We start from the raw sequence: 22,786 nt of genomic DNA on the forward strand, positions 1-22,786 counted from the left end.
GGCTGTGAATCGCCAGTCTGTCCAGTCGCCGTCCCCATCCCCTTACGGCCGCAGGTTTGATGGCAGAACACTGCTCCCTTCGAGAGGTCAGCGGGTCGCTGGCCCTTTGAGGTGAGAGTCGGTCTTCTACAGGGGGGAGAAGTGGGCGTCAGGGGAAGTTTTGTGGTTTGGGTGGTCGAATGTGGTGGGTGAGCCAGTTGATGAGGAATCGGCTGGAGGCGGGGTGCACCCCCTGTGGTGTGTGTTGGAGTGCATGCCATGATTCCACCTCGGCGGTAGCTTGGGTTTCCTTGATGAACCCGGCGAGGGGGCAACGCTCGAGTGCCAGGGGGTGGGGTGCTGTCAGTCGGGCGAACTGCCAGTGATAGGCGAGGGCGCCAAGGGGTGTTTGTATCCGGGATAGGTGTGAGTGGAGGGTGAAGGACTCAGACCATCGGAGGCAGTCTTCTGGTGCCATCGGCTTGGCGAAATAGTAGCCTTGGCCCAGGGGCGCACCAAGGACGGTGGAGGCTTCGGTCAGGCTTTCATCTTCCAGGCCTTCGATAACGACATTCATGCCGAGGTCCCTGCCCAGCTGGATGAGGGTCGCGATCACGCTGAGCATTTCCACGGGCCTGTCCGTGACGTGCAGGAATAGTCCGCGATCGAGTTTGATGGTGCTGAACGGGAAGGATGAGAGCCGTTGGAGGCTGCTGTATCCGGATCCGAGATCATCCATGGCAAGGCCTACCCCCAAGTCAACGAGCTCGCGCAATGTGGTGCGCTGCTCCTCGAGGGTTATGACCTCCGATTCCAGCAGTTCCAAACCCAGCCGGTCCGGTTGGACGCCATGGTTGTGGAGAAGCTTTTGGACCAGAGCCGGTGTTGTGCCGTCGAAGAGCACTGCTGGTGGCAGGTTCACAGACACGTTATGGTGGGCACCTTTCTGGTCCCACGCCGCGAGGATTTCCAACGCCCGATCGAGGACGCCTGCGAACAACACGCGTAGCTCCTCGGTCCCGAAGTGAGGCAGGAACTCATCAGGGTACGCGACGCGTCCTTCGGGTAGCTTCAGGCGCGCCAACGCCTCGAACAGGTGCACCGACCCGTCACGAAGATCCACCACGGGCTGGAGGTGAACAAGGATGTTCCCACTCCGCAGAGCGTCTCGATAGACTTCCGGACTTGTTTCTTCTCCCGTGCTGGAGCTTTCATTGGTGTTACCGCTGTTGTAAGTGTCTTGTGAGTGGACGCTGGCGTGTTCAGCGGTCTCCCACCAGGTCGTCCCATGGTTCTTTCGTTTCTTGGCTGCGTAGAGAGCCTCATCGGCGCTGGAAAGAATTGACCGGCTGTCTGTGCCGTCTTCGGGAACCAGCGCAATGCCCAAGCTCATTCCGATCCGGACCTGGTCGCCGTCAACAGTGAAGGGTTCATTCACTGCCTCATGAATCCGGTGGAGTATTGCGGGAAGTTCTTCATTTGCGGTGCTACGGGGGATGTTTTTGAGGATCAGGGCGAATTCATCTCCGCCCATACGGGCCAGCACATCGCCTTCACGCAGACGTGAGAGCATACGTGCCGCCCACTGCTGCAAGACCGCATCACCTGCAGCATGACCCAGGGTGTTGTTGACGAGGCGGAAATCATCCAGATCAATCAGGCCAACCGCCACCGTCACTTCCCGGTTAAGGGCACGTTTCACTGCTTCCTCCACAGCCCGTTCGGCCGCAGCCCGGTTCGGCAGCCCTGTCACAGGGTCGTGCAGGGCCAGGTTCTGCAGCTCCTCCAGCAAGGCCACGTGGTTGCTGATATCGCGTTGGATACTCACATAGTGGGTGATCGCGGTGCTGACACCGACCCGCATCGGGATGATCTTCAAAGCGGTCCAGAAGGCGGAGCCGTTCTTACGGTAGTTAAGGATTTCCCCTTCGAAGACCTCCCCCGAAGCGAGAACGTCCCGCATGAGGCGTGTCGTGGTGGGATCGGTGCCAGGTCCCTGCATGAAACGACAGTTTCGGCCCATCAACTCGGCCTGCTCATACCCTGTCATGGCGGTAAAAGAAGCTGCAACATACACAATGGCCTGCGTGGAGTCGGTTATCAGCGCAATATCAGCGGTCGCCGTCCGGGCAGCCGCGAGCACTGCAGCGAAGCCACCTTCAACATCATCGTCATCGCTTTTATGCGTCAGCAAGCTCATAATTCTCCCTGGTGAGACCGAACAACAAACACTGCGAACACTGCGAACACTGCGCCTACAAGCGCCTCCGACACCAGCACTTTCAGTGCTTTCTGCCCTCACCTGCCAAGGAGCAGGTTACCTCCGCCGTTGCTGACGCCGCCCGTACCTGCAGCGTTCCTTGCCATTCTTTACTACCGTGCTGTGCCCCATCAGTGTCGTGCGAGAACCACCTGACCTGCACTGGAAGCCGAAGTGTACGCTGAACACAACACGCTTGAGCAGCTCGGTGGTCTTCGGGCGAGAGCCATAAGGAAAGATTTTAGCAATGACGGAGGAACTGGAACCAACAGCACGTCATCACAACGAAGCACCTGCTGAGGGTGACACAAACGCTGATCCGACCGACACTCGGGAACACGCCCAAGACCCCGCCGAAGGACCCGACACCGAAGATAAAGTCTCAGGCGAGCAAGATCCTCCCGAAACGGAGTAGAGGAAAATAGAGGTCGCAGAATTCGTCATCAGATTCTGGACACCATCCTTTGGTGATATCACACCAACACCTACGTCTCGGATCAACGACCGTAGGAGGAGCAATGCCACAGAACATGACACTGAGCAATGTTCTTTGAGGGCGAAGGGCGCCCGCTAGCCGATGCCTAAGCGCAACAGGGCACCCTGCACAATTATGCATAGGACTGTATGCAGCCCTTCCCATTTAAGTGTGGTTGATGGTGGGTTGTCGGTAGGGACGGTGGCCGCCGGCGGTTGCCCGGTGGCCTGGTGCAGGGTGTGCTGTGCGCCGTATCCGGAGGACTCGAACCTGCAAGCCTAACCTATATCGGTCCTCGTCCGGCCGAGGGCTGACGTTGCATACGGTTGAAGGCATGGACTGCCGAGATGACACCCCTGCCACGGTGAAACGCCGGAACCTCCGAGCGGACACGGGGATTCCGGCGGTTCCACCGACGCCGCCGGGCTAGGCCGAAACGCTCCTGGCGGGCGAGGCACTTGCCGAAAACGCGGAATCGAAGAACTCCTGCAGGCGGTCGCACAGGGTCATGAATTCCGGGTGGTCGCCATACATGAAGTCGTTGTGCCGGCCGTCGATCGTGTACAGGGTTTTGGGGGAGGACGCCGCCTCGTACAGAGACAGGGCCTCATCGTATGGGTGCAGCGTGTTGCGGGATCCGTGTCCGATGAACAGGGGCGCCGGCGCCAGATCCTTGACTGTTTTCTCCACCTTCACGTCGATGATGGATTCGGTGAACTGCAGCCGGGTGGGGTGCCCGAAACCATACACCTGGGATAGCTCCTTTCCGACGTAGTCCTCGGTAGCCGGATCCAGCGGATAGTGGGCGAAGGTGGCGCCCAGCTGTGATTCCCCTTCAATGACCCGCCGCGTACGGTCCATGTGCACTTCGTCGAGGATTTTGGTCCATTCATCGAAGGTGTGGATCGACTTCAGCCACCGCTCACCGTCGTAAAAGCCGTTCAGCGCAGCCACACCGGCAACGTTGCGGGCCTTGCCGCCAGCGAGGACCACGTTCGCCGCGCCCATTCCCCAACCGATCAGCCCAATCCGGTGGTCGTCCACATCCTCCTGGGACTGCATGAACGTGATGGCGTTGCGGATATCCTCAACCTGCTGCTCAATGAGGACGGTGCCCTTCGCACCCTCGCTGTCCGCCATCCCGCGGTAGTCAAAGCCCAGGCAGATGTAGCCGCGTTTGGTCATGTTCTTGGCGAACATCTTCGGGTAAAACTCGTTGAACCCCTGGTAACCGGAGTTGACGATCAACGCCGGATGCGGGCCGCCGGCCGGCAGGTCGTCCGGGTAGTACAGGGTGGCCTTCAGGCGGCTTCCCTCGCTGAAGAACGTGGTTTCTTTCTCAATCACTGTGTTTCCTTCTGTTTTCGTATGCAGAGTCTGGTGGAGCCGGGGTGGAGCCTGATCAACCGATCAGGCCCTCGCTCTCGAGCCACTCGTCGGCGACGTCGCGCGGCTCTTCGCCGTCGTTGTCGATCCGGCCGTTGAGCTCGGTGATGGTCTCGTTGGTGAGCGCTTCATTGATGGGCGCCATGATCTCGGCGATGGCGGGGTATTCGTCGAGGGTTTCCTGGCGAAGGGTCATCGCGCCCTGGTACTCGACGAAGAACGCCTGGTCGTCTTCGAGGACGGTCAATTCGTTGGAAACGATGCGGGCGTCCGTGGAGAACACTTCACCGAAGCTGCATTCCTCACCGATCTGCGTGTAGATCAGGTTCAGGTCCAGTTCAACAACGCTGCTGAACTCGAAACCGTAGGCCTCTTCGAGGCCGGGCAGTCCGTCGTCACGGTTGATGAACTCGCTGGCTGCGCAGACCACGCCGTCGTCGGCGTTCGCCTGGATGTAGGTCGCAGCGTCACTCATGGTGGTGAGGCTGTTTTCCTCGGCGAAGCTGGTGGGAACGGCAATGCGGTAGGTGTTCTCGAACGGTGCCGGCTCCAGCCAGGCAATGTCGTTCGCCGCATCGCCTTCGACGACGGCGGCGTACAGGTCTTCGGGGACGTTCTCCGTGGTGTTGCCGAGAATGTTGACCCAGCCGGTGCCGGTGTAATCCCAGTACATGTCGACTTCGCCGGTTTCCAGTGCTTCACGGACCGTGGCGCTGCCGGAGATTCCTGTCTTGTCCTCGACAGTTGCACCGGCGTTCTCCAAGGCGGCTGCGGTGATCTGGGCCAGCAGGATGGACTCGGTAAATTCCTTGGAGCCGACGGACAGTTCTGCGCCGGCGAGCTCACCGTCGGCGGCTGCACCACCCCCGGTGTCCCCGCCACCACAGGCGGTCAGCATCAGGACAAGGCCGGCACCAAAGGCCGTAAGGGTTTTCGCCGTAGCGGATGTTGTGTTCATGGTTCCTCTTCTTGTGGTTGTGATGGTCTTACAGCCCTTTGGGGCGCAGGAAGTCTTCGGCGATACCGGCCAGGTAATCGATGAGCAGCGCCAGGACGGCAGTCAGGGCGGCCCCGACAATTTGAATCAGGACGCGGTTGGTGGACAACCCGGCCACGATGATGTCGCCCAGGCCGCCGGCGTTGATGTAGGTGGTGAGAGTGGCTGTGCCGACGTTGATGACCAGCGCCGTCCGCACACCGGCGAGAATGATGGGCACGGACAGCGGGAGTTCCAGCCGCCGCAGCACCCCGAACTTCGAGATGCCCATTCCCCGGCCGGCTTCCAAAACAGATTCGTCCACCTGTTCCAGGCCCACCATGGTGTTCAGCAGCACCGGGATGATGGCGTAAAGCACCAGGCCCACCACCGCTGCCTGGAAGCCGAGGAACAGGAACGCGACGGCGAGCAGCACCAGCACGGCGATCGTCGGGACCGCCTGTCCCAGCGTGAGGATGGTCAGCACGTAGGGCCGGATCCGGCGTGTGAAGGGTCGGGTGAGCAGGATTCCCAGCGGCACGGCGACGATGAGGGTGAGCAGGGTCGACACCGCAGTCAACTGGATGTGCTCCCAGGTTGCGGTGGCGAGCGATGCAGCATTGAGCGAGCGCGCTTCGATGCTGTCCAGTTCCCGCGAGCTGACGTAGAGGTACAGGCCCAGGCACACCAGCGCCAGGATTGCCGGCATGACCATATACCCTGCGAGGGAGCGCCGGCGGCCCCGCGGAGGGGTCTGGACGACGATGTCCTGGTCGCGTGCGTGCGTGGTCATGGCCGGTCACCGGCTCCCGCCGTCGGGCGTTCCGCGAGATCGGGGGCATTCTGGGCGGCGGAGGTGCTGCGCATGGCACGGATGGCCTCGTTGATCTGGTGGATGTCCACCACGCCCTGGTAGGAGCCGGCAGAATCCACCACCAGGGTGACGCTGTTTTGTGCGGCGACCAGTTCGTTGAGTGCGTCGTTGAGCGTCGCAGTGGGTTCGACCATGCCCTCGGTCGGCACGCCGATCCCATCGAGCGATGTGCCGGAGGCCGATTGCAGATCCGTGCTGCTCGCCCAGCGGAGGGGGCGGCCGGCGTCGTCGAGAACCAGCACGGAGTCCCGCCCGCTGCTGGTTAGCACAGCCAGCGCCTGGGCAGCGTCGGTACTCTCCGGAACCGTGGGCCAGGAGGACAGGCCGATATCGGCGACCCGGCTGAGGTTCAGCCGCTTCAGCGACGCCCCCTTGCCGATGAAGTCGGCGACGAACTGGTTGGCGGGCGCGGTGAGGATCCGTTCGGGGGTGTCGTATTGGGCGATCCGCGACGCTTCCTGCAGGATCACGATGCGGTCGCCCATCTTGATGGCTTCATCGATGTCGTGGGTGACGAAGACGATGGTCTTGCGGACCTCCGACTGCAGGCGGAGGAACTCGTTCTGCAGGCGGTCGCGGGTGATGGGGTCGATCGCTCCGAACGGCTCGTCCATCAGCATGACATCAGGGTCCGCGCCGAGGGCCCTCGCTACCCCGACCCGCTGGCGCTGACCGCCGGAGAGTTGCTTGGGGTATCTGTCGCGGTACTCGGCAGGGGACATGTTGACCATTTCAAGCAGCTCATCCACCCGGGCAGCCACCCGTTTGTTGTCCCAGCCGAGCAGCTTGGGCACGGTGGCAATGTTCTCGCCGATCGTCATGTGCGGGAACAGGCCCACCTGCTGGATGACATAACCGATCCGGCGCCGGAGAGTGTCCGGGTCCGCGGTGGTGACGTCTTCGCCGTCGAGAATGATGCGCCCGGACGTTGGTTCGATGATCCGGTTGATCGTTTTCATGGTGGTGGTCTTGCCGCAGCCGGACGGGCCGACCAGCACCACGATTTCGCCCTCGTAGATATCGAGGGTGAGGTTGTCGACGGCGTTCTCCTTCTGGCCGGGGAACCGCTTGGTGAGGTTCTCCAGCCGGATCATGACCTTGCGGGGCGGCTGGGTGGCGGTGGGTGAAGTGATCATCGGATTCCTTGGGAGGTTGTGAGCCTGCGGATGACGTAGAACAAGACATCGGACAGAACGGCGAGAACAATGATGCCGAGGGTGCCGGCAAGGACGAGATTAACGGCCACTGGCGTGCCAACGCGGGCCAGCCCGGTGAAGATCATTTCGCCGTAGCCGGGGCCGAGAACGATCGACCCGATGGCCGCAATGCCGAGCAAGACCAGGGAGGTCACGCGGACACCGGTGATGATCACCGGCCACGCCAGGGGCAGTTCGATCCGCATCAGCTGCTGCCTGCGGCTCATGCCCATGCCGCTGGCGGATTCGACAATGGCCGGATCCACTTCCCGGAGCCCGGTAATGGTGTTGCGGATGATCGGCAGCAGCCCGTACATGGTCAGCGCAACCACCACCGGCATGGCCCCGAGGCCGAGCGGGCCGATCAACAAGATGAAGAGCGCGAAGGAGGGGACGGTCAGGAACGCGCCGGCGACGGCGAGCACCGCCTCGCGTGGTCGGGGACGCCGGTAGGTGGCGATGCCTAGTCCCACACCGATGACAGTGGCCAGCAGCACCGAGACGCCGACGACGGCGGCGTGTCCCAGCCCGAGTTCGAGCATGTCGTCGCTGCGGTTGACGAGGAATTCGAAAAAGTTCATTCAGCTCACCGGTCCGGTGGTTGTTGGCGGATGGCCGACAGCTGGTCCGATTTCGCCGGCGCATGCGCTCTGGCGTGCCGGGTGGAGGGGTAGGGGAGAAGTCATGAAAGCACGAGCTTCCTGGGGTTGTCGGAGGCGCTGTCCCGCAGCCAGCTGTGGTCGAGGCCCCGGGAGGCCAGCCGTTCAATGAGTTCCCTCAGCGCCTGCGGGGGCTGGGGGCTGTTCGGCTGACCGGCGTCGGATGAGAGAATCAGGCGGTTACCGGCCGCGAGGGCCACCTCGGCCAGCAGCGCTTCGGTCATCTCCGGCTGATGCCAGAGCTGGTAAGCGGTGATTTCGACGTAGGCGCCGCGTTCGGCCAGCTCGGCGATCTCGGCCATGCTCATCGCTGGGACGGTATAGGACGGGTGCGTGAGTAGGAACCGGTTGATTCCATGCTTCCCGGCCTCGTCGAAGAGCCACCGGCATTCAGGAGCGCTCAGGTGTCCCGTACACAGGACGGCGTCGAACTCGGCGATCAGATCCAGAACCAGGGAAATATTGTTCAACTGTTCGTCATCGGCCGCCAGTACCGGAGGGGTCGAAAGAGTTGAGCGGTTCAGGCTTGGTTGAAGGTCGCTCAGCCGGGGCAGTGCCGCGCTCTCCTGGGTGTGCGCGTCAGCGGTTGGAAACCAGATGACACGGCCTCCGCTGTGGAGCGTCGCTGCTACTGCAGCCGGGTTGATGCCGCCGGCCGGCCGATTGAGTGCGATGCCGCCGACGACGTCGAGTCCCGACGAGCGTGCCAGCGCCTTCGCTCGTCCGACGGTTGATTCATGGTGCCCCTTGAGCACGAAGCCGCTGAAACCATCGGCGGCGTACTGGGCGCAGATCTGGTCGTCATAGCCGATGCGGTCAATGACGTCCGGCGCGGCGTGGACGTGGACATCAAACATCTGCCGAGGCCCTTCTGCCTGCCAGTACCGCTGCGGGCGGGGTGAATCCACTCTGATTTGTTCCCGGGTTCATGGGGACGACTCTAAGAGCGAAATGTGAGCTGCACAACACTGTGGTGCAAAATATGCAACCTTGGGTTTATGCTGTTCCGCCGTGCGGTTCCAACGGTTCGCTGTGGAACCCCGGATGGGGAGTTGCGATTTATGCACTGATGATTGCGGCTTCAGCATCCGCCATGAATAGTGATGCACATGATTACCGGAGTGACACTCACTCCGCCGACGAGGTGGGTTATCCCGCTCAAGAAGGGATTTTGCCAGTGAGCAAAGCTGCTGAGGATGGGGCCATTGAAAGCGACACACTGAAGGTCAGGCTGCTGCAGACCGATCCCACGCTGGGCGATGTCGACGGCAACCTGCGGGAGATTGACTCGTTGATCGCAGCTGCCACCGACAGCGATCTGGTGGTGCTCCCCGAACTGGCGACCCACGGTTACCACCTGAGCGAGGTACCTGATGCGATGCCGCTGCAGCCTACGGATCAGCGTCTACTGGGTCTGAGTAGGCATGGCCCGGCAGCTGTGGTGGGCTTTGCCGAAGCCTTCCGTCACCACACCTTCAACAGTGCGGCCCTGCTGAGCCACGGCGAGGCCCGGATTCAGCGCAAGATGTTCCTGCCGACGTACCGCGGATGGGAAGAGCGCAAGCATTTCCGTCCCGGCGGGCAGTTGCACTGTGAGGACCTTTTGAACACCCGCCTGTCGGTGCTGATCTGTAACGATGCCTGGCAGCCCGCCATTCCCTGGCTCGCCGCTCATGCAGGCGCCGAAGTTTTGGTGGTACCCGTCAATAGCGCAACGAGCCACGTGGGCGTAGCAACGGAGCGTGCCTGGGAAATTCTCCTGCTCCACGCTGCAGTGGTACTGCAGTCTTTTGTGGTCTTCGTCAACCGGTGCGGGGAGGAAAACCAGCGGGACTTCTGGGGTGGTTCGCGCGTGATCCACCCCTCCGGTGAAGTTCTCGGCCAACTGGGATCAGACCCCGGCCAGCTGGATGTTGAACTCGATCTGGGGGAGCTGCGGCTCCTGCGGCGCCAGTGGCCCCTTCTGCAGGAATCCAGGGCAGACCTCATTGCCCGCGAGGCTGGCAGGCTGGCGGCGGACGACCTCTGACGCCGTCGCCAACCACCGCTGCCGCTGAATCAGGGTTGTGCTTCCTGCATCAACAGTTGTAAATATCGCATCTGGCTTCTAGGCTTTGCGTCATGAGCACGGGGCAGAAGCAAAGTGGGGCAGCCAAGATCATGGCCGTGCTGGAAGTGCTAGGTACGGCAGATGCGGTGCTGCACCCCCACGGAATGACCGTTTCGGAGGTCTCCCGGGCGTTGGGCCGCGATAAATCAATCGTTTCCCGGCAGCTGAAGAGCCTGTTGGAGTCCGGGCTGGTATCTAGGGGCCCAGCCGGATGTTTTGAGTTGAGCTGGCGGTTGTACGCTTTGGCTTCCCGTGCCGGTGATCAGCATCTTGCCAAGAAAGCCGGCCCAGTGATGCGCAAGCTCACGGACCATGTCCGTGAGCGCACCCACCTCACAGTCCTCAGCGACGGTGAAGTGCTGACCGTGCGGTCTGAGAGCTCGCGCCGTTCCATCGAGACCCAGGGATGGGTGGGCCGGACCATCCCGGTGGGACGCAGCTCCAGCGGCATGGCGCTACTGATGGATCATGACGACGACCAGATCCTGGAGATCGCACACGCGTCGGACCCGAACGGGTCAAAGAGCCAGGCGGTAGCGTTCCTTGAGGAAATCAAACGGTCCCGGCAGCGGCAATATTCGGTGGCGAACCGAATCTTCGACCCGGAGATCATTGGCATCGGCACGCCGGTGCGGGACTTCTCGGGCAGGATCATCGCCGCGCTGAACATCTCTGGCCCGGCACTGCGGATCGAGGACCACGTCCACCCGTTCGGCTCGCACCTAGTGGCGGCAGCAGGAAGCCTGCGGCAGCCACTTCCGTCCGCGGGGCCCGGAGCAATTGGACACTCCTAGCTGTTTGGTGGGGAGTTTATCGGATGCGGATTCCGTAGCCCTGTTGAACGTTGATGAGGTCAGTGTCGTTTACCAAGATGGGATCGGCGCTGGCCACCGTTGTTGGTTCGGCTGCCGCGTCGTTTCCGTCTTAATCCAGTCTATGTGATGTAGCACGGATTTGAATGGTTTTGGAAGCTCAAAACATAGACCGGATCATCAGAGCCTTGATGGAACCCGTGGCAATGCGCGAAGGGGTGCGGCTAGTTGTCGCGAATCGCCGTGGACTGCTCGGTCGGCCGCCCATGGGATGACTCTATGTTTTTGGCAGGGGCCCCGGGGCAGGTCTGCTGCCCGCAGGCCTGCACTACAGGTCCTCCAGGAAATGCGCTAACCAGAACAACGCCCCTATGTTATCTGCACTGTTATCGGCGTTTCGTTTGGTAGGTGAAAGGTTTACCAAGCCGTCACCTGCCCCGGTGTCAGAGGAGGCTACCGCGTATCAGGCTCCGGCGCTTCGTTTGTAGTCGGAGGATTCAGGGATCGCTTAGACCGTCAGCCACGGCGCGTGCCAATATCATTGATCGGTTCGTTACGCAGCTTCGCGGCGATGATGTCGCCCAGTGATCCTGATGGCCGGTCGGTTCACGAGTAACCCATCCGTGAGAACGGCTGTTTCGAAGAATAGTCAGGTACGCCGGTTAGGGCTCGCAGCAGCAACGCCAAGGAACTGCCCTCCAGGCTCCGCGAACTGATTGGATAAAGCCCATCATGCTTAGCTCACCCAGCGGACGTCGCGGAGGGTACTTTGCCTCAGCAGCAGTTGCCGCCCTCATCCTTACAGGCTGCGCAACAGAGGCCCCGGCCCAAAGCCAGGAAACGGCGTCGCCGCCGACGGTTTCCTCCACGCCCGCGGTGCCGGCTCCCGCGCAGACATCTGCGCCGCCCGCACCTGAAACTCCCGTGGCGTCGGCCCCCGCTCCTACCCAGTTGACGGTCCTGCCCGAGTCTGCCCCGGTTTCATTTAGCATCCCCGCAATCGGCGCGGGATCAGAGCTCCTTAGCCTCGGGCTGCGCGACAACGGCTCACTCGAAGTCCCACCCGATGGCCCCGGCGCCCCCGCGAGCTGGTACAACGACTCCCCCACACCCGGTGAACGCGGACCCGCTGTCCTCCTCGGCCACGTCAACGCCACCGACGGCGGCCCAGGCGTCTTCGCCGACCTACGCAGCCTCAAGGCCGGCGACACTATCGAAGTCGCCCGCGAAGACGGCACCACAGCAACGTTCGTCTTTGATCGCGGCGAGCAGTACCCCAAAGACGAGTTCCCGACCCAGACGGTCTACGGCAACACCGAGGGATCCGAACTACGCCTGATAACCTGCGACGGCTATGACCCGGATACCGGTGAATTCGACGACAACTACGTCGTCTACGCAAAGCTAGTCACCTAAAATCGTGCATCCGATAGGGGCTGCCGCTATCGCGGTGAATCTCCACTGCAGTCCACTGGGACGTGAAACGCTTCCGCTACCGGCTCTTCGCCACCGCCGGTAAACTCACCCGCCACGGCAGGCAAATCACCCTTCTGCTGCCCGAATAAACGCCGGAAAGAGACCTCATCACTACCGTCATCGAGGCCATCAAAAGCTTGACCGAACGACAACCGAAGATCGCCCGAACCTGACTTCACGGGCCGTCAATGACCACCACAAAGACAGGAAAAACACACCGACCGCACGTGGAACCGGCGCCCCACCCGGCGGATAAAGGGACATCCCGCCATGCCTAAAAAACGGTTGCCATCCGACCAGCAACGCAAACTCACTCATCCAACCCGATCAAACGCCCGATGAAAAATTCGGGCTTAGCGCTGGTTCTGGTGGTGTACGTCGAGGATCAGTAGGAAGCGACTCATTATTGATTCCCGTTCTATAGATGAGGACTAGGATTCTGCGCCAGGCGAATCGTCTGGTGAAGGTTGCTGTGTTATGTCTGATGGAGTGGAGCGCCGGGCATTGCGTCGCCGACCGGCAGCGCTGTTCTCTAGTCCGAGCTTCTTAAGTTGTTCGGCGGTCCAGCCGTCTTTCGTGGCACGAACGTAAGCACGTTTGTCGTCCTTCTCCGCTTCTGCAAGTTGCTCTTTGAGGTCAGCGACTCGTTGCCGCACCTTCACCAAAGCGGTCACAGATTCGATACGGGTATCCAGGAGAGCGCGAGCCTGAGTCTGTGCCTGTTCAATGCTGATAGTTGCCATACCTCCACCCTAACTTTGATGCAGCCGGGCTGGCACTATACGGAGCACAAGTAGTCCGACTCATTCAGTGGGAGATCGTGTAGGTTTGCGTTCGCTGGATCGTGGAACCACTTGTCTAAATCGTCCGTCCCGTACCGAACCAAACGGGGCGAGATTCGGTAATACTCTGGGCTTCTCCTGTCTGCCGCCACCGGCCCAGGTCAGCGGTGCTGACACCGTATTTACGTTCCACGCTCTTAGGTGAGATGAGAGCCATGGTTGTGTTCTCCTGTTTGTCATCCTTGCCACCGTTCCTTTCGGCAACGCCGTCATCACTTGGCTGCGAGGTGAATTGGCAAGTTGGATCTAGGGGACCGTGGAATACCGCAAGGGAGCGTAGTGAGTGAGGATATGCCGCGAAAGCGCCCAGTGGAGACTTGCCAAGAAAAGGGCAGACAGTACATTCACAAGCCGAAACGGAACGGCGTAACTGATCTATCAATTGCAGTCGCGAAGACTCCGCTAAAGCGGAGTAAAACGGAGCAAGCTATATACTTATGCCCGCATAAGTTGCTCTTGCTCTCGACACAGGGTGTCTCGTGCGGCACACTGGGAGTGTGGTCCCCGAGGTTCGGGGTCGCTGCGCTGGGCATCTGAGAGGCGGTGGTTGCATGTCTGAGGACATGGAGAAGCGTTCGCGCTTTGGGAAGCGCCGCCGTGAGAACGCCCCGAAGGGGACGAAGAAGCGCCGTGAGGTGTGGGTGACAGCTGAGGAAGAAGCTCAGCTGTTGATCCGGGCCGAGCGTGAAGGCGTGACCGTTCCTAAGCTTTTGATCAGTGCTGCTACCTCTGATGCGGTAGAGACTCCCACGGAGCGCCGTGCGATTGTGGCCGAGCTTATGGCGGTTCACACGTTGCTGGGGCGAGTGTCGAATAACGTCAACCAGATCGCCCGTCACGCGAACGCTGGGGATGAGTTCCCGAAGGATGCCGCAGCTGCGCTGGCGTATGTGCGAGAGGTCGCCCAGCGCATTGATGCAACCGTTGAGGGGATCAACCCGTGATCCCGAACATTACCCGTGGTTCTCGGATGGGTGGGCTGATGGTCTACCTTGCATCCACAGACGCGGACAAGACGAAGAACGCACACACCAACCCGCACCTGGTAGCCGGGGATGCGGCAATAATGGCGTGGTACGACGACGGCACGATAGGCCGCGACGATGCACTAGCTATTGCTAAGCACTTGGATCAGCCGCACCGTAAGTTCGGCGTGGAGGTCTTGCAAAAGGATCTTCGCTGGGACGAAGCGACTAAGCAGCGCGTGGACCACGGCCACAAGCAGGCCGACGTGTGGCATTGTTCGTTGAGTTTGCGAGCTGGTGAGCGTGAGCTGACGGATCAAGAGTGGGGCGATATCGCCAACGAGTTCGTTGATGAAATGGGTTTCACCGAAGCCAGCGGCAAAGCACAGTGCCGGTGGGCTGCGGTCAATCACGGAGTGAGCACCAATGGCAATCACCACATACACATTGCCGTGTCACTGGTGCGCGAGGACGGCACGAAGGCATCCACCCATGGCGACTACCGCCGTGCACAGAGAACCTGCCGGGAGCTGGAGTCCAAGCACGGTTTAGAGGAACTGTCCTCAGTCCACGCGACCAGGGGATACGAGCGGGCCGAACCGCAAATAGCTGTCCGCAATGATCGGGAAATGTACCGGGATTCTTTGTCGCGGAAAGTCCGGGCTGCTGCCACGTCGTCGCAGTCCGAAGCGCAGTTCGTCCGCCGGGGACGTGACACGGGGCTGCTGATGCGCCCACGGTATGAGAAGGGCACCACTGATGTAGTGGTGGGCTACTCGGTAGCCGAACGCCCGCCCCGAGGGGAGCGCCCCGTTTGGTACGGCGGCGGGAAGCTAGCCGGCGATCTTGGGTTAGGTCAGCTGCGCAAGGAATGGCCCGACACTCCCCAGGATGCGACCGCTGCCGCTGCGGAGTGGAACGCCGCCGCTCGCAACAAGCGACAAGTCGCACCCGAGACAGTCAGTGCAGCACCTACACCTGAGTTGTGGGAGAAGCACACCCAGCAGGCTAAGGCCCTGGCAGATCAGTTACGCGAGATCCCACCGACCGATCACGCGACGTGGGCGAAAGCTGCCCGGCAGGCGTCAGGAACATTCGCGGCGTGGTCGGTACAGTTCGAACAGAAGCCGGGCCCGCTGGCCGCGACGGCGGCTGAGCTGTCTAAGACAGCCCAGCTGCGCAACCCCCGCGAACACTCAAAGCCGGTAGCTCTGCCGTCCCTGGCAGGGTCCGCCATGTTGCTCATGGCAGCGAACGGCAAGAGCAAATCAGCGGCGCACACAGCCATGATGGTCCAGCTGATGCGCACCGCCCGCGCCGTGTACGACATGCACAACCAGTCGGGCCGGTTGCGGGAAAGCCAGCACCTTTACCGGGTACTGACCACGGAGCTTGCCCCGTTCTCCAAGACCATGCCCGCTCTCGTCACGGCTGGACCAGGACAGGCACCAGCAGCCACGGTTGGCACGCCAGCGAAGCAGGCCGAGGGCCGACAGCTCACAGCGGCGGAACTTGCCGGGGGAGACTTCGCGGCGACCAGGGCAGGCAGTGTCGTCCCATCGAAAACCGAACCGGCGAAACGCTACCAACCGACCACACCAGAACCGGATAAGGGCTACGGGCGCTAAAGCGTCCACGCCGTAACCAGCACACAGGGGGAGAGATCATGAGTGAGTCAGACGGCATTGATGACGCAGTATCGGGAGGGTTCCGGCAATCGCTGATGCTCGCCTCACAGATCGCGGAGCGACTAGCGCGGGCACGGCAGGAATCCATGCGGCAACGCCAAGACCAGGTTGAGCGCTCCCAGACCGAAGCGCAGCGACAGATCACCGCCGAGCGGACGGCCATGCGTGCCACCGTGGCACCGACAGAACATGGCCGTTGGTGGGACCAGGCCACCCCGGATCAAGTGGTCGAGGCATACCAGGCGGCAGAGGCGTGGAAAGATCACGACCCGCAAGCACTGGCCGCGTCGGAGAGAATCAATCAAGAAGTGGGACGCCGTTACGGGATCAATACCCACGACCTCAACGGGGACAGCCAATATCTCGGATCAGCTGTCGAAGCGCAGCAAGCCGAGCAGGCCCGCACACAAGCGGTGCGCGACCATCAGGGATCTATGGCACTGATCGCCGCCGCCCAAGCTGAGGAAATTCGCGCCAACGCCGCAGCGCTACGCCCAGAGATCGAGCGCCACCAGGTGCCCGAAGATTACCTAGCCAACCCCGAGCTGGTGGAAGCGCTGAACAACTCCCGCGAAGCGACTGGACCGGAGGCCACAGCAGAGACAGACCGGGCAGTTGCCGAACGCATGTACTTGATTGAGAAGGACGGCGTGAACGGTCCGAGTATCGAGCAGCTGCGCGAGGAAATCGGGCAGAACTATTCAGGAGCAGACGACTCCCTATTCAAAGATCCCGAGTTCGTGAACGCGGCGAAGGACTGGCACGAATCAAAAGCCCTCGCAGAAGGCGGCTTTCTCGAGAAAGGCAACACCGGTTTAGAAGCCCGATACGGGAACAGCGAAAAAGAGCTGTTCGACCGGATCGGACCCATGGGGCGAGACATCGAAAGCGACGTACTCAAAGACAACGCCGAGAACCTACGCGGACAAGCCGGAGACGCTAGAGCGTCATCGGCTGCTGCCTACGGTTCAGCCCAACACAATCAGGAGTTCGCCAACTCATTGAAAGGGTCAGCGAACGAGGAACACATACAGGGCCGAGTCCTGGCCGCAACGGACCAAGCCAAACACCCAGGCGACGCCGTGAAGGGCCCAGCGAAGGCACCGAAGGCCCGTAAAGCGAACTTGGGGACAGGGATGGGCAAAGACAAGAGTCGAGGCGGACCGGCCCGCTAGAACGGTACACAGAGTCGGCATCGGTGTGGTGAGGGGTTACCGAAGCACCTGGCGGCACCTGCAGATTAGCAACTGGGTCGACCTATTTTGTCTTAGACATTCCAAGATAATCATGGTTTGTTGCGTCGTATCTGATGCAGCTTTTCTACTGCTAAACGATCCCCTTTCTGAGCAGCTTTCTTGAGAGTGGCTTTACCTTCGCTTGTCTGTCCGTCTTCCCAAAGAGCCACCCCCAAATTATGAAGCGCATGGGGTTCACCTGCCGCAACGCTGCGGCGAAGGAGCTCAATGCCGTCGGCATGTCGGCCGACCTTCGAGTATAGGTCTGCGAGCGGAAGTAGAACGTCAACATCTCCATTTTCAAGGTGCTTTTCTAAGAGGCGGATAGAGCTGTCGGTATCGAGCTGGTCTGTCGTCTGGATGAGTTCTACTGCTGCTTCCGCGCTCTGCTCGCTACCAGCACGCAGCACCTCTACCGCTGACATTTCGTCCCCAACTGCTCGGTAAGCGATCGCCAGCCGGAGCGGAACATATGGATGTTCACCCGCAATGCGTAACCACTTGATCGCCTCTAGGGGGTTACCCATCTCGAGTTGCTCTTGGCCAAGGGCAAAAGCTGCCTTTGGATCACCGGAAGCATAAGCTTTCTCGAAATAAACGATCCCCTCGTCAGGGCGTCCTCTCTCACAGAGAAAATATCCGTAGTTGAGTAGTGCTTCCTCCTCTCTGTGCTCGATCGCAAGCAGGTACAGGATTTCGATTGCTTCGGACTTGGAAATTTGTTGCAGGTCATTGGCAGCGTTGAACAAACCTGCTGGATCACCTGAGAGAATCAACTCCAGTGATGAGCGGAATATTGCCAGTTGAGGTTGCATGTCACCCATGAACTAATTCCTTTCGACTCTAAAAACCTACGTGGCCTTCCGCTTTGAATTCTTGGGTTGATTGGGGTTAACCCATTTCTTCTTCCCGCCGTGCCCCTGAGCTTTGGAGTGCTTATCGTGCGTGTTTTTCCGTGCACCCGCGTTACTTCCAGAGTTGGCGCCGTGCCCGTCTCGATCGGCATTTTTGGCGCCCGTACGTTTTGGCTTCGAAAACCATACCCCCCAGGGGACCTGCCATACCCATGATGGTCGCCAAATTTGCCGCCATTGCCAGCGTGGGCTGTAGATAGGGCGCCAGAAGTACCACCAGTAGTAAGACACAACGACCCAGACCAGCACCAGGACGATGACGGGCAAGAAGACAAGGACCCACCATTCGCCCGTGGTGTCCTTTTTATTGATGGGGTCTTGTGGATATGTGTAGCTTGTAGTGTTGCCACCGGGTATCGGATCTCGGCTGGTGAAGAGCCCCGTGGAGGTGTTGTAAAGGCGGGCTCCCATGAGAATGAGACCTGATGTATCGAGGGCGCGTTGTGCTGCTCCATGCCAGCTGTAGGTGGTGTTGCCGGTGTTAGGGGTGGTCCCGGTTTGATTGCCATATCCCTACGTGTCAGGGTGAGTTGAGGCCAGTGGCTCATAGCAAGTCCGTCTAATTCGTAGGGCGAGAATCAGGATCAGAACCAATGTCTATCTCCACAATTTCCCGGGTGCGGGAAGATGGGTCCATGAGTAATTCTGGCCCTCGTGCCGGCGGTCCAAGGCCTCGAAGGTCGTTTACCCCGGCGCAGAAACTAGCCCATCTGGCCGCTTACCAACAGGCCTGTGACGATGGCTCCGGAGGCGGGGCGTACCTTCGTCGTGAGGGCATCTATTCCTCCCAGATCACTGAGTGGCGCAAACTCCGTGATGCAGGTGTGCTCGAGGGTAGGAAGCCCGGGGAGAAGATCGGCAAGCTTACCGCTGAGCAGGCCGAAATCGCCCGTCTACGCCGGCAACTGGAGGTGAATGAACGCACGCTGGCACGGACTCGGGCAGCGTTGGACATCATGGGAAAAGCACGGCAGCTTTTGGAGGAAATCTCCGAAAGCGAGGAGCAGCAGCAGTGGTACAGGAAACCCTGATGGGGGTTTATGCCGAACTCACAGGTGCGCATATCCCCACGCGGGAAGCGGCGGTCTTGGCCGGGATACCGCGGGCGACCGCAACCCGCAGCCCGCGGATCCCGCAGGCCGGGCCGATGCCCGTGTCTGTCCCGGCAAACAAGCTCGACCCGGACGAACGCGCCGGTATCCTCGCTGCCGTGAACTCTGCCCGCTTCGTGGATCTAGCCCCGGTCCAGATCTACGCGCAGCTGCTGGACGAGGGGACCTACCTGTGCTCAATCTCAACGATCTACCGGATATTGACTGAGAATAAGCAGGTCAAAGAGCGCCGCCGGCAGGCACGCCATCCGCCCAGGACCGTTCCGGAATTGACAGCGGCTGGCCCCGGGCAGGTCTACAGCTGGGACATTACCAAGCTTGCCGGCCCGGTCAGGGGTAAGTACTTCGATGCCTACGTGATGCTCGATATTTACTCCCGCTACATCGTGGGCGCATACGTCCATGCCCACGAATCCGGGGAGTTGGCGGTGGAGATGATGAAGGAAATCTTCGGTATCCACGGCATCCCGGAAATCGTGCACGCGGACCGCGGGACTTCTATGACGTCCAAGACCGTAGCTGTACTGCTCTCCGATCTGGAAGTCACCAGGTCACACTCCAGGCCCCGCGTATCCAATGACAACCCCTACAGCGAGGCGTGGTTCAAGACCTTGAAATTCGCTCCCGTGTTCCCTGAACGATTCGGCTCCCTGGCCGATGCGAGGGCCTTCATGGCGACTTTTGTCGAAGGATACAACCACAGCCACCGCCATACCGGAATCGGACTAAACACCCCGGCAGACGTCCACTACGGTCTTGCCGCGACGAAGGCCACCGAACGCTCCATCACTTTGGCCGCCGCACGGCAGAAGAATCCCGAACGATTCAGCACCGAAACGGACCCAAAAATACTCACCGTCCCCGGCGCGGCATGGATCAACAAACCATCCCAGGAAACCCAGACAGAAGCAGCCGCCTAACTCCCACTGGCCCCATTCACCTTGACAACTTCCGCCCTACTGATGAATCAGCGGTTCACCACCCTAGCGGGAGCGACTCTGGCTCTACCTGTCGCTATGCCTGTCGGACAAAGTGAGCCACAACCGGTGCGTAGTAATAACCACTGCCAGCCACCCGAGTCCCAGGGTCGCAGCGACCACCACGTCGGTCACCCAGTGGTGGCCCAGATAGACCCGGGTGGCGGCCATCAGGAAGGTGAACAGCAGCGCGGCAGCAACGATGAGGGCCCGGGTTCGCTTGCGGTGTTCGCTCAGGACCAGCAGGTAGGCGATGATCCCGGTGATCACCATTGCGTTCAGCGTGTGCCCGCTGGGGAAGGACGGCGACGATTCGTACGGGGGAACAGCGAACTCAAGGGGCGGACGTAACCGTCCAATCGCGTTCTTTCCCAGGACAGTCATCAGGAGGGAACCGGCGGCAGCGACTGCCACGAGGATCAGCGGGGTGACCGACCGTCGCCGGAAGCAGAGCGCGGCAATGGCTGCGGCGGTGAGGATCGGCATCGCAATCGGTCCGCCCAGGAACGTGAACCCGGTGGCCAGGGCCACCAATGCCGGATTGCGCAGTTGCACCGACGCATCCAGGGCTGGCTGATCAATGATGGCTATGCCGTCCGTCTCGGCAACCGCCTCATACACTTCGGCTGATGCGACGGCGAGCGAAACCGCGAGCCCGCCACCGACCACCAGGATCAGCAACATCGCCCAGTGCGGCCCGATCCAGCCGGCCAGGACGCGGACCCACCGGACCAGGAAGCGCCCCACGGGCGTGGTCCAGCGGGTGTAATCCTTGCCGCCGGTGAAACTGTCCTTCTCGGGTGTCATTTCTCGACTTTAGCGCGACAGCGGGGCCTAGGCTGGTGTCATGAGTGAACACCAATCGATGCGTGACCTCCTCCGCGGGGTCCCCGCGTTCCCCGACTCCCTGCCCGCCTTTGACCCGTCCGCTGCACCGGGTTCGCCGACCGACCTGTTCCTTGAGTGGCTGGCCGCGGCAGTCGAGGACGGCGTGGCAGCGCCGCACGCTCTCACGCTCGGCACCGTGGACCGGGACGGCATCCCGGACGCCCGGGTGGTGATCCTGAAGGACGTCGACGACAACGGTTTCTCCTTTGCTACCAGCAGCGACAGTCCCAAGGGCCGGCAACTGGAAGGCGCACCGGCTGCGGCGTTGACCCTGTTCTGGCCGACGGTGGGCCGGCAGATCCGTATCCGGGGCTCTGTTCGCCCGGCGGGCACGGAGGAGAACGACGCCGACTTCCGCCGCCGCCATCCCGTAGCCCGGGCGTTGGTGCTCGCCGGCGAGCAGAGCAGCGTCCTGCGCTCCCGGGACGAACTGGACGACGCCGTCGCAACCCAGGTGCAACGACTGGAAGGGGACGGTCCGACACCCGGATCGACCACCTGGACCGTGTACACGGTGTCCCCGGACAGCGTCGAGTTCTGGCAGGCCGACCCGGAACGACGCCACCTGCGGCTCCGGTATGCCCGGGACGGTGCTGGCTGGTCCCGCACCCTGCTCTGGCCCTAGGCTAACCGCGCCGGGCCATGCCCGGTGAGGATTCGGCCCGGCACGGACCCGGACACGGCAACGGGCTGGCGAAGACACAATCTCCCGCTGTTCACTGACGCTTCCACCGCCGGTCATCTGGCCGTCACCGGCTCACCACCCGGGACTGCCACCGTTGTGGCGTGAGGATCGTGATTGTTGCCGAGACATTCCTGCCCGCCGTCAACGGGGTCACCCACTCCGTCCAAAAGATGCTCGAGCACTTCGCCGCCCGCGGCGACGAGGTGCTGGTGATTGCCCCCTCAGGCGCGGGTGCCACCGAGGAGCCAATCGGCGGCCGAACGGTGCGCGTCCACCGGCTGCCAGCGGTTCCCCTGGCGGGCTACGGCACTGTCCGGGTCGCCCTGGGAGGGGTCGCCAGGGTGCGGAACATTCTCGCCGACTTTGCACCCGACATCATTCATCTGGCGTCACCGTTCGAGCTGGGATGGCGTGCCACCCGGGCCGCTGAGCAACTCGGGATCCCGGTGGTCGCGGTCTACCAGACTGATGTTCCCGGGTATGCGGCACGGTACGGTGTACCGTTCCTGACCAACTGGGCGTGGCAGCGGGTTCAGAACATCCACGAGGGCGCCGCCCGCACCCTTGCACCCTCCACCGCTGCCGTGAACCAACTGCAAGGCCACGGCATCCCCCGGGTTCAGTTGTGGCGCCGGGGCGTCGATACGGGCCGGTTCCATCCCGGCCGGCGCGACGAGGAACTCCGGACACGGCTTGCCCCGGGCGGAGAACGGCTGATCGGCTACGTGGGCCGGCTCGCGGCGGAAAAACAGGTCGAGGACCTGAGGGTCCTCGCTGACATCGAGAACACCCGACTGGTGATCATCGGTGATGGTCCTTTGCGGAGCACCCTCGAAGAGACGCTCCCTAACGCCGTCTTTACCGGTTTCCTGGGTGGCGGAGAGTTGGCGACGGCGGTGGCCAGCCTGGACCTCTTCGTGCATCCCGGTGAGCTGGAAACGTTCTGCCAGACCATCCAGGAGGCAATGGCCTCAGGCGTACCGGTGGTGGCCACCGGTAAGGGCGGACCAGTGGATCTGGTGGACGTCTCCCGCACCGGGTGGCTTTACCGGCCGGGCGACCTGGACCAGTTGCGCCGCCAGGTGGTGGACCTGATCGGCGACGACGCCAAGCGTCTCGCCTTCGCCGAAGCCGCCTTCGAGGGCGTGCAGGGCCGCACCTGGCCGGTGCTTTGCGAACTGCTCATTCAGCACTACGAGGAGGTCCTGCTTGAACATGCACTGCTGCGCCTCTGAGCTAGAAGCACCCGCCGTTGCCCCTCACCGCGGGGCCGCTGG

At 61.5% G+C, this 22,786-nt stretch carries 19 protein-coding genes and 1 pseudogene; 9 read left to right on the plus strand and 11 right to left on the minus strand.

Features of this window, described 5'->3' with window-relative positions; translation table 11 throughout:
- Positions 1-148: 148 nt before the first annotated feature.
- The 7 genes from H4V95_RS01590 to H4V95_RS01620 form a co-directional block, all read right to left on the minus strand.
- Positions 149-2,179 (minus strand): bifunctional diguanylate cyclase/phosphodiesterase, encoded by a 2,031-nt coding sequence (locus H4V95_RS01590; protein WP_209728408.1) that lies wholly within the window; start codon positions 2,177-2,179, stop codon positions 149-151.
- 961 nt (positions 2,180-3,140) lie between these two features.
- Positions 3,141-4,061, minus strand: coding sequence for an alpha/beta fold hydrolase (locus tag H4V95_RS01595; RefSeq protein WP_209728411.1), 921 nt, complete (start codon positions 4,059-4,061; stop codon positions 3,141-3,143).
- Positions 4,062-4,116: 55 nt separating this feature from the next.
- Positions 4,117-5,058 carry a glycine betaine ABC transporter substrate-binding protein gene (locus H4V95_RS01600; RefSeq protein ID WP_209728413.1) on the minus strand — a complete coding sequence of 314 codons (942 nt, stop codon included), beginning with the start codon at positions 5,056-5,058 and terminating at the stop codon, positions 4,117-4,119.
- 28 nt (positions 5,059-5,086) lie between these two features.
- Positions 5,087-5,869, minus strand: coding sequence for an ABC transporter permease (locus H4V95_RS01605; protein ID WP_209728415.1), 783 nt, complete (start codon positions 5,867-5,869; stop codon positions 5,087-5,089).
- A complete protein-coding gene (locus H4V95_RS01610) occupies positions 5,866-7,086 on the minus strand; it encodes an ABC transporter ATP-binding protein (RefSeq protein WP_209728417.1) in 1,221 nt (406 codons plus the stop codon). The genes H4V95_RS01605 and H4V95_RS01610 overlap by 4 nt, the downstream gene beginning before the upstream one ends.
- Positions 7,083-7,727 carry an ABC transporter permease gene (locus H4V95_RS01615; protein WP_209728419.1) on the minus strand — a complete coding sequence of 215 codons (645 nt, stop codon included), beginning with the start codon at positions 7,725-7,727 and terminating at the stop codon, positions 7,083-7,085. The genes H4V95_RS01610 and H4V95_RS01615 overlap by 4 nt, the downstream gene beginning before the upstream one ends.
- Before the next feature lie 101 nt (positions 7,728-7,828).
- Positions 7,829-8,662, minus strand: coding sequence for a DUF6282 family protein (locus tag H4V95_RS01620; protein ID WP_209728421.1), 834 nt, complete (start codon positions 8,660-8,662; stop codon positions 7,829-7,831).
- Between the two features lie 320 nt (positions 8,663-8,982).
- On the opposite strand from H4V95_RS01620, the gene H4V95_RS01625 reads away from it, so the two are divergent.
- From H4V95_RS01625 to H4V95_RS01635, 3 genes are all read left to right on the plus strand, one after another.
- Entirely contained in the window at positions 8,983-9,834 is an 852-nt protein-coding gene (locus tag H4V95_RS01625) for a carbon-nitrogen hydrolase family protein (protein ID WP_209728423.1), read from the plus strand.
- Between the two features lie 92 nt (positions 9,835-9,926).
- Positions 9,927-10,709, plus strand: coding sequence for an IclR family transcriptional regulator (locus H4V95_RS01630; RefSeq protein ID WP_209728425.1), 783 nt, complete (start codon positions 9,927-9,929; stop codon positions 10,707-10,709).
- Positions 10,710-11,459: 750 nt separating this feature from the next.
- Positions 11,460-12,143: a class F sortase gene (locus H4V95_RS01635; RefSeq protein WP_209728427.1), complete on the plus strand. Its 684-nt coding sequence runs from the start codon at positions 11,460-11,462 to the stop codon at positions 12,141-12,143.
- Between the two features lie 491 nt (positions 12,144-12,634).
- On the opposite strand, the gene H4V95_RS01640 is transcribed toward H4V95_RS01635, so the two are convergent.
- Positions 12,635-12,946, minus strand: a complete 312-nt coding sequence (locus H4V95_RS01640) for a hypothetical protein (protein ID WP_209728429.1) — start codon at positions 12,944-12,946, stop codon at positions 12,635-12,637.
- Between the two features lie 650 nt (positions 12,947-13,596).
- On the opposite strand from H4V95_RS01640, the gene H4V95_RS01645 reads away from it, so the two are divergent.
- Genes H4V95_RS01645 through H4V95_RS01655 form a run of 3 tightly spaced genes read left to right on the plus strand, consistent with a single transcriptional unit; the run spans position 13,597 to position 16,873 of the window.
- Entirely contained in the window at positions 13,597-13,989 is a 393-nt protein-coding gene (locus H4V95_RS01645) for a MobC family plasmid mobilization relaxosome protein (protein WP_245345532.1), read from the plus strand.
- Positions 13,986-15,638: a relaxase/mobilization nuclease domain-containing protein gene (locus tag H4V95_RS01650; protein ID WP_209728431.1), complete on the plus strand. Its 1,653-nt coding sequence runs from the start codon at positions 13,986-13,988 to the stop codon at positions 15,636-15,638. Before H4V95_RS01645 ends, H4V95_RS01650 begins: the two co-directional genes overlap by 4 nt.
- 38 nt (positions 15,639-15,676) lie before the next feature.
- A complete protein-coding gene (locus H4V95_RS01655) occupies positions 15,677-16,873 on the plus strand; it encodes a hypothetical protein (RefSeq protein ID WP_209728433.1) in 1,197 nt (398 codons plus the stop codon).
- Between the two features lie 110 nt (positions 16,874-16,983).
- Here H4V95_RS01655 and H4V95_RS01660 read toward each other — a convergent pair whose 3' ends face one another.
- Together H4V95_RS01660 and H4V95_RS18870 are read right to left on the minus strand one after the other, a co-directional pair.
- Positions 16,984-17,757 (minus strand): tetratricopeptide repeat protein, encoded by a 774-nt coding sequence (locus H4V95_RS01660; RefSeq protein WP_209728435.1) that lies wholly within the window; start codon positions 17,755-17,757, stop codon positions 16,984-16,986.
- A gap of 27 nt (positions 17,758-17,784) precedes the next feature.
- Positions 17,785-18,345 (minus strand): annotated as a pseudogene (locus H4V95_RS18870) (RHS repeat-associated core domain-containing protein); the annotation flags it as partial.
- 137 nt (positions 18,346-18,482) lie between these two features.
- Here H4V95_RS18870 and H4V95_RS01670 point away from each other — a divergent pair.
- A protein-coding gene (locus H4V95_RS01670; protein ID WP_209728238.1) for an IS3 family transposase occupies positions 18,483-19,879 on the plus strand; the annotation gives its coding sequence in 2 pieces (ribosomal slippage) (positions 18,483-18,834 and positions 18,834-19,879; 1,398 coding nt in all).
- Between the two features lie 84 nt (positions 19,880-19,963).
- Here H4V95_RS01670 and H4V95_RS01675 read toward each other — a convergent pair.
- On the minus strand, positions 19,964-20,743 hold the full coding sequence (locus tag H4V95_RS01675) for a phosphatase PAP2 family protein (RefSeq protein WP_209728437.1): 780 nt from the start codon (positions 20,741-20,743) through the stop codon (positions 19,964-19,966).
- A gap of 40 nt (positions 20,744-20,783) precedes the next feature.
- Between H4V95_RS01675 and H4V95_RS01680 the strand changes: the two genes are divergently transcribed.
- Positions 20,784-21,449, plus strand: a complete 666-nt coding sequence (locus H4V95_RS01680) for a pyridoxal 5'-phosphate synthase (protein WP_245345533.1) — start codon at positions 20,784-20,786, stop codon at positions 21,447-21,449.
- 161 nt (positions 21,450-21,610) lie between these two features.
- The gene (locus H4V95_RS01685) at positions 21,611-22,744 is read left to right on the plus strand and encodes a glycosyltransferase family 1 protein (protein WP_209728439.1); all 1,134 of its coding nucleotides are present in this window, start codon (positions 21,611-21,613) and stop codon (positions 22,742-22,744) included.
- Positions 22,745-22,786: the final 42 nt, after the last annotated feature.

This window comes from Arthrobacter sp. CAN_C5 (assembly GCF_017875735.1).
Lineage (GTDB): Bacteria > Actinomycetota > Actinomycetes > Actinomycetales > Micrococcaceae > Arthrobacter_D.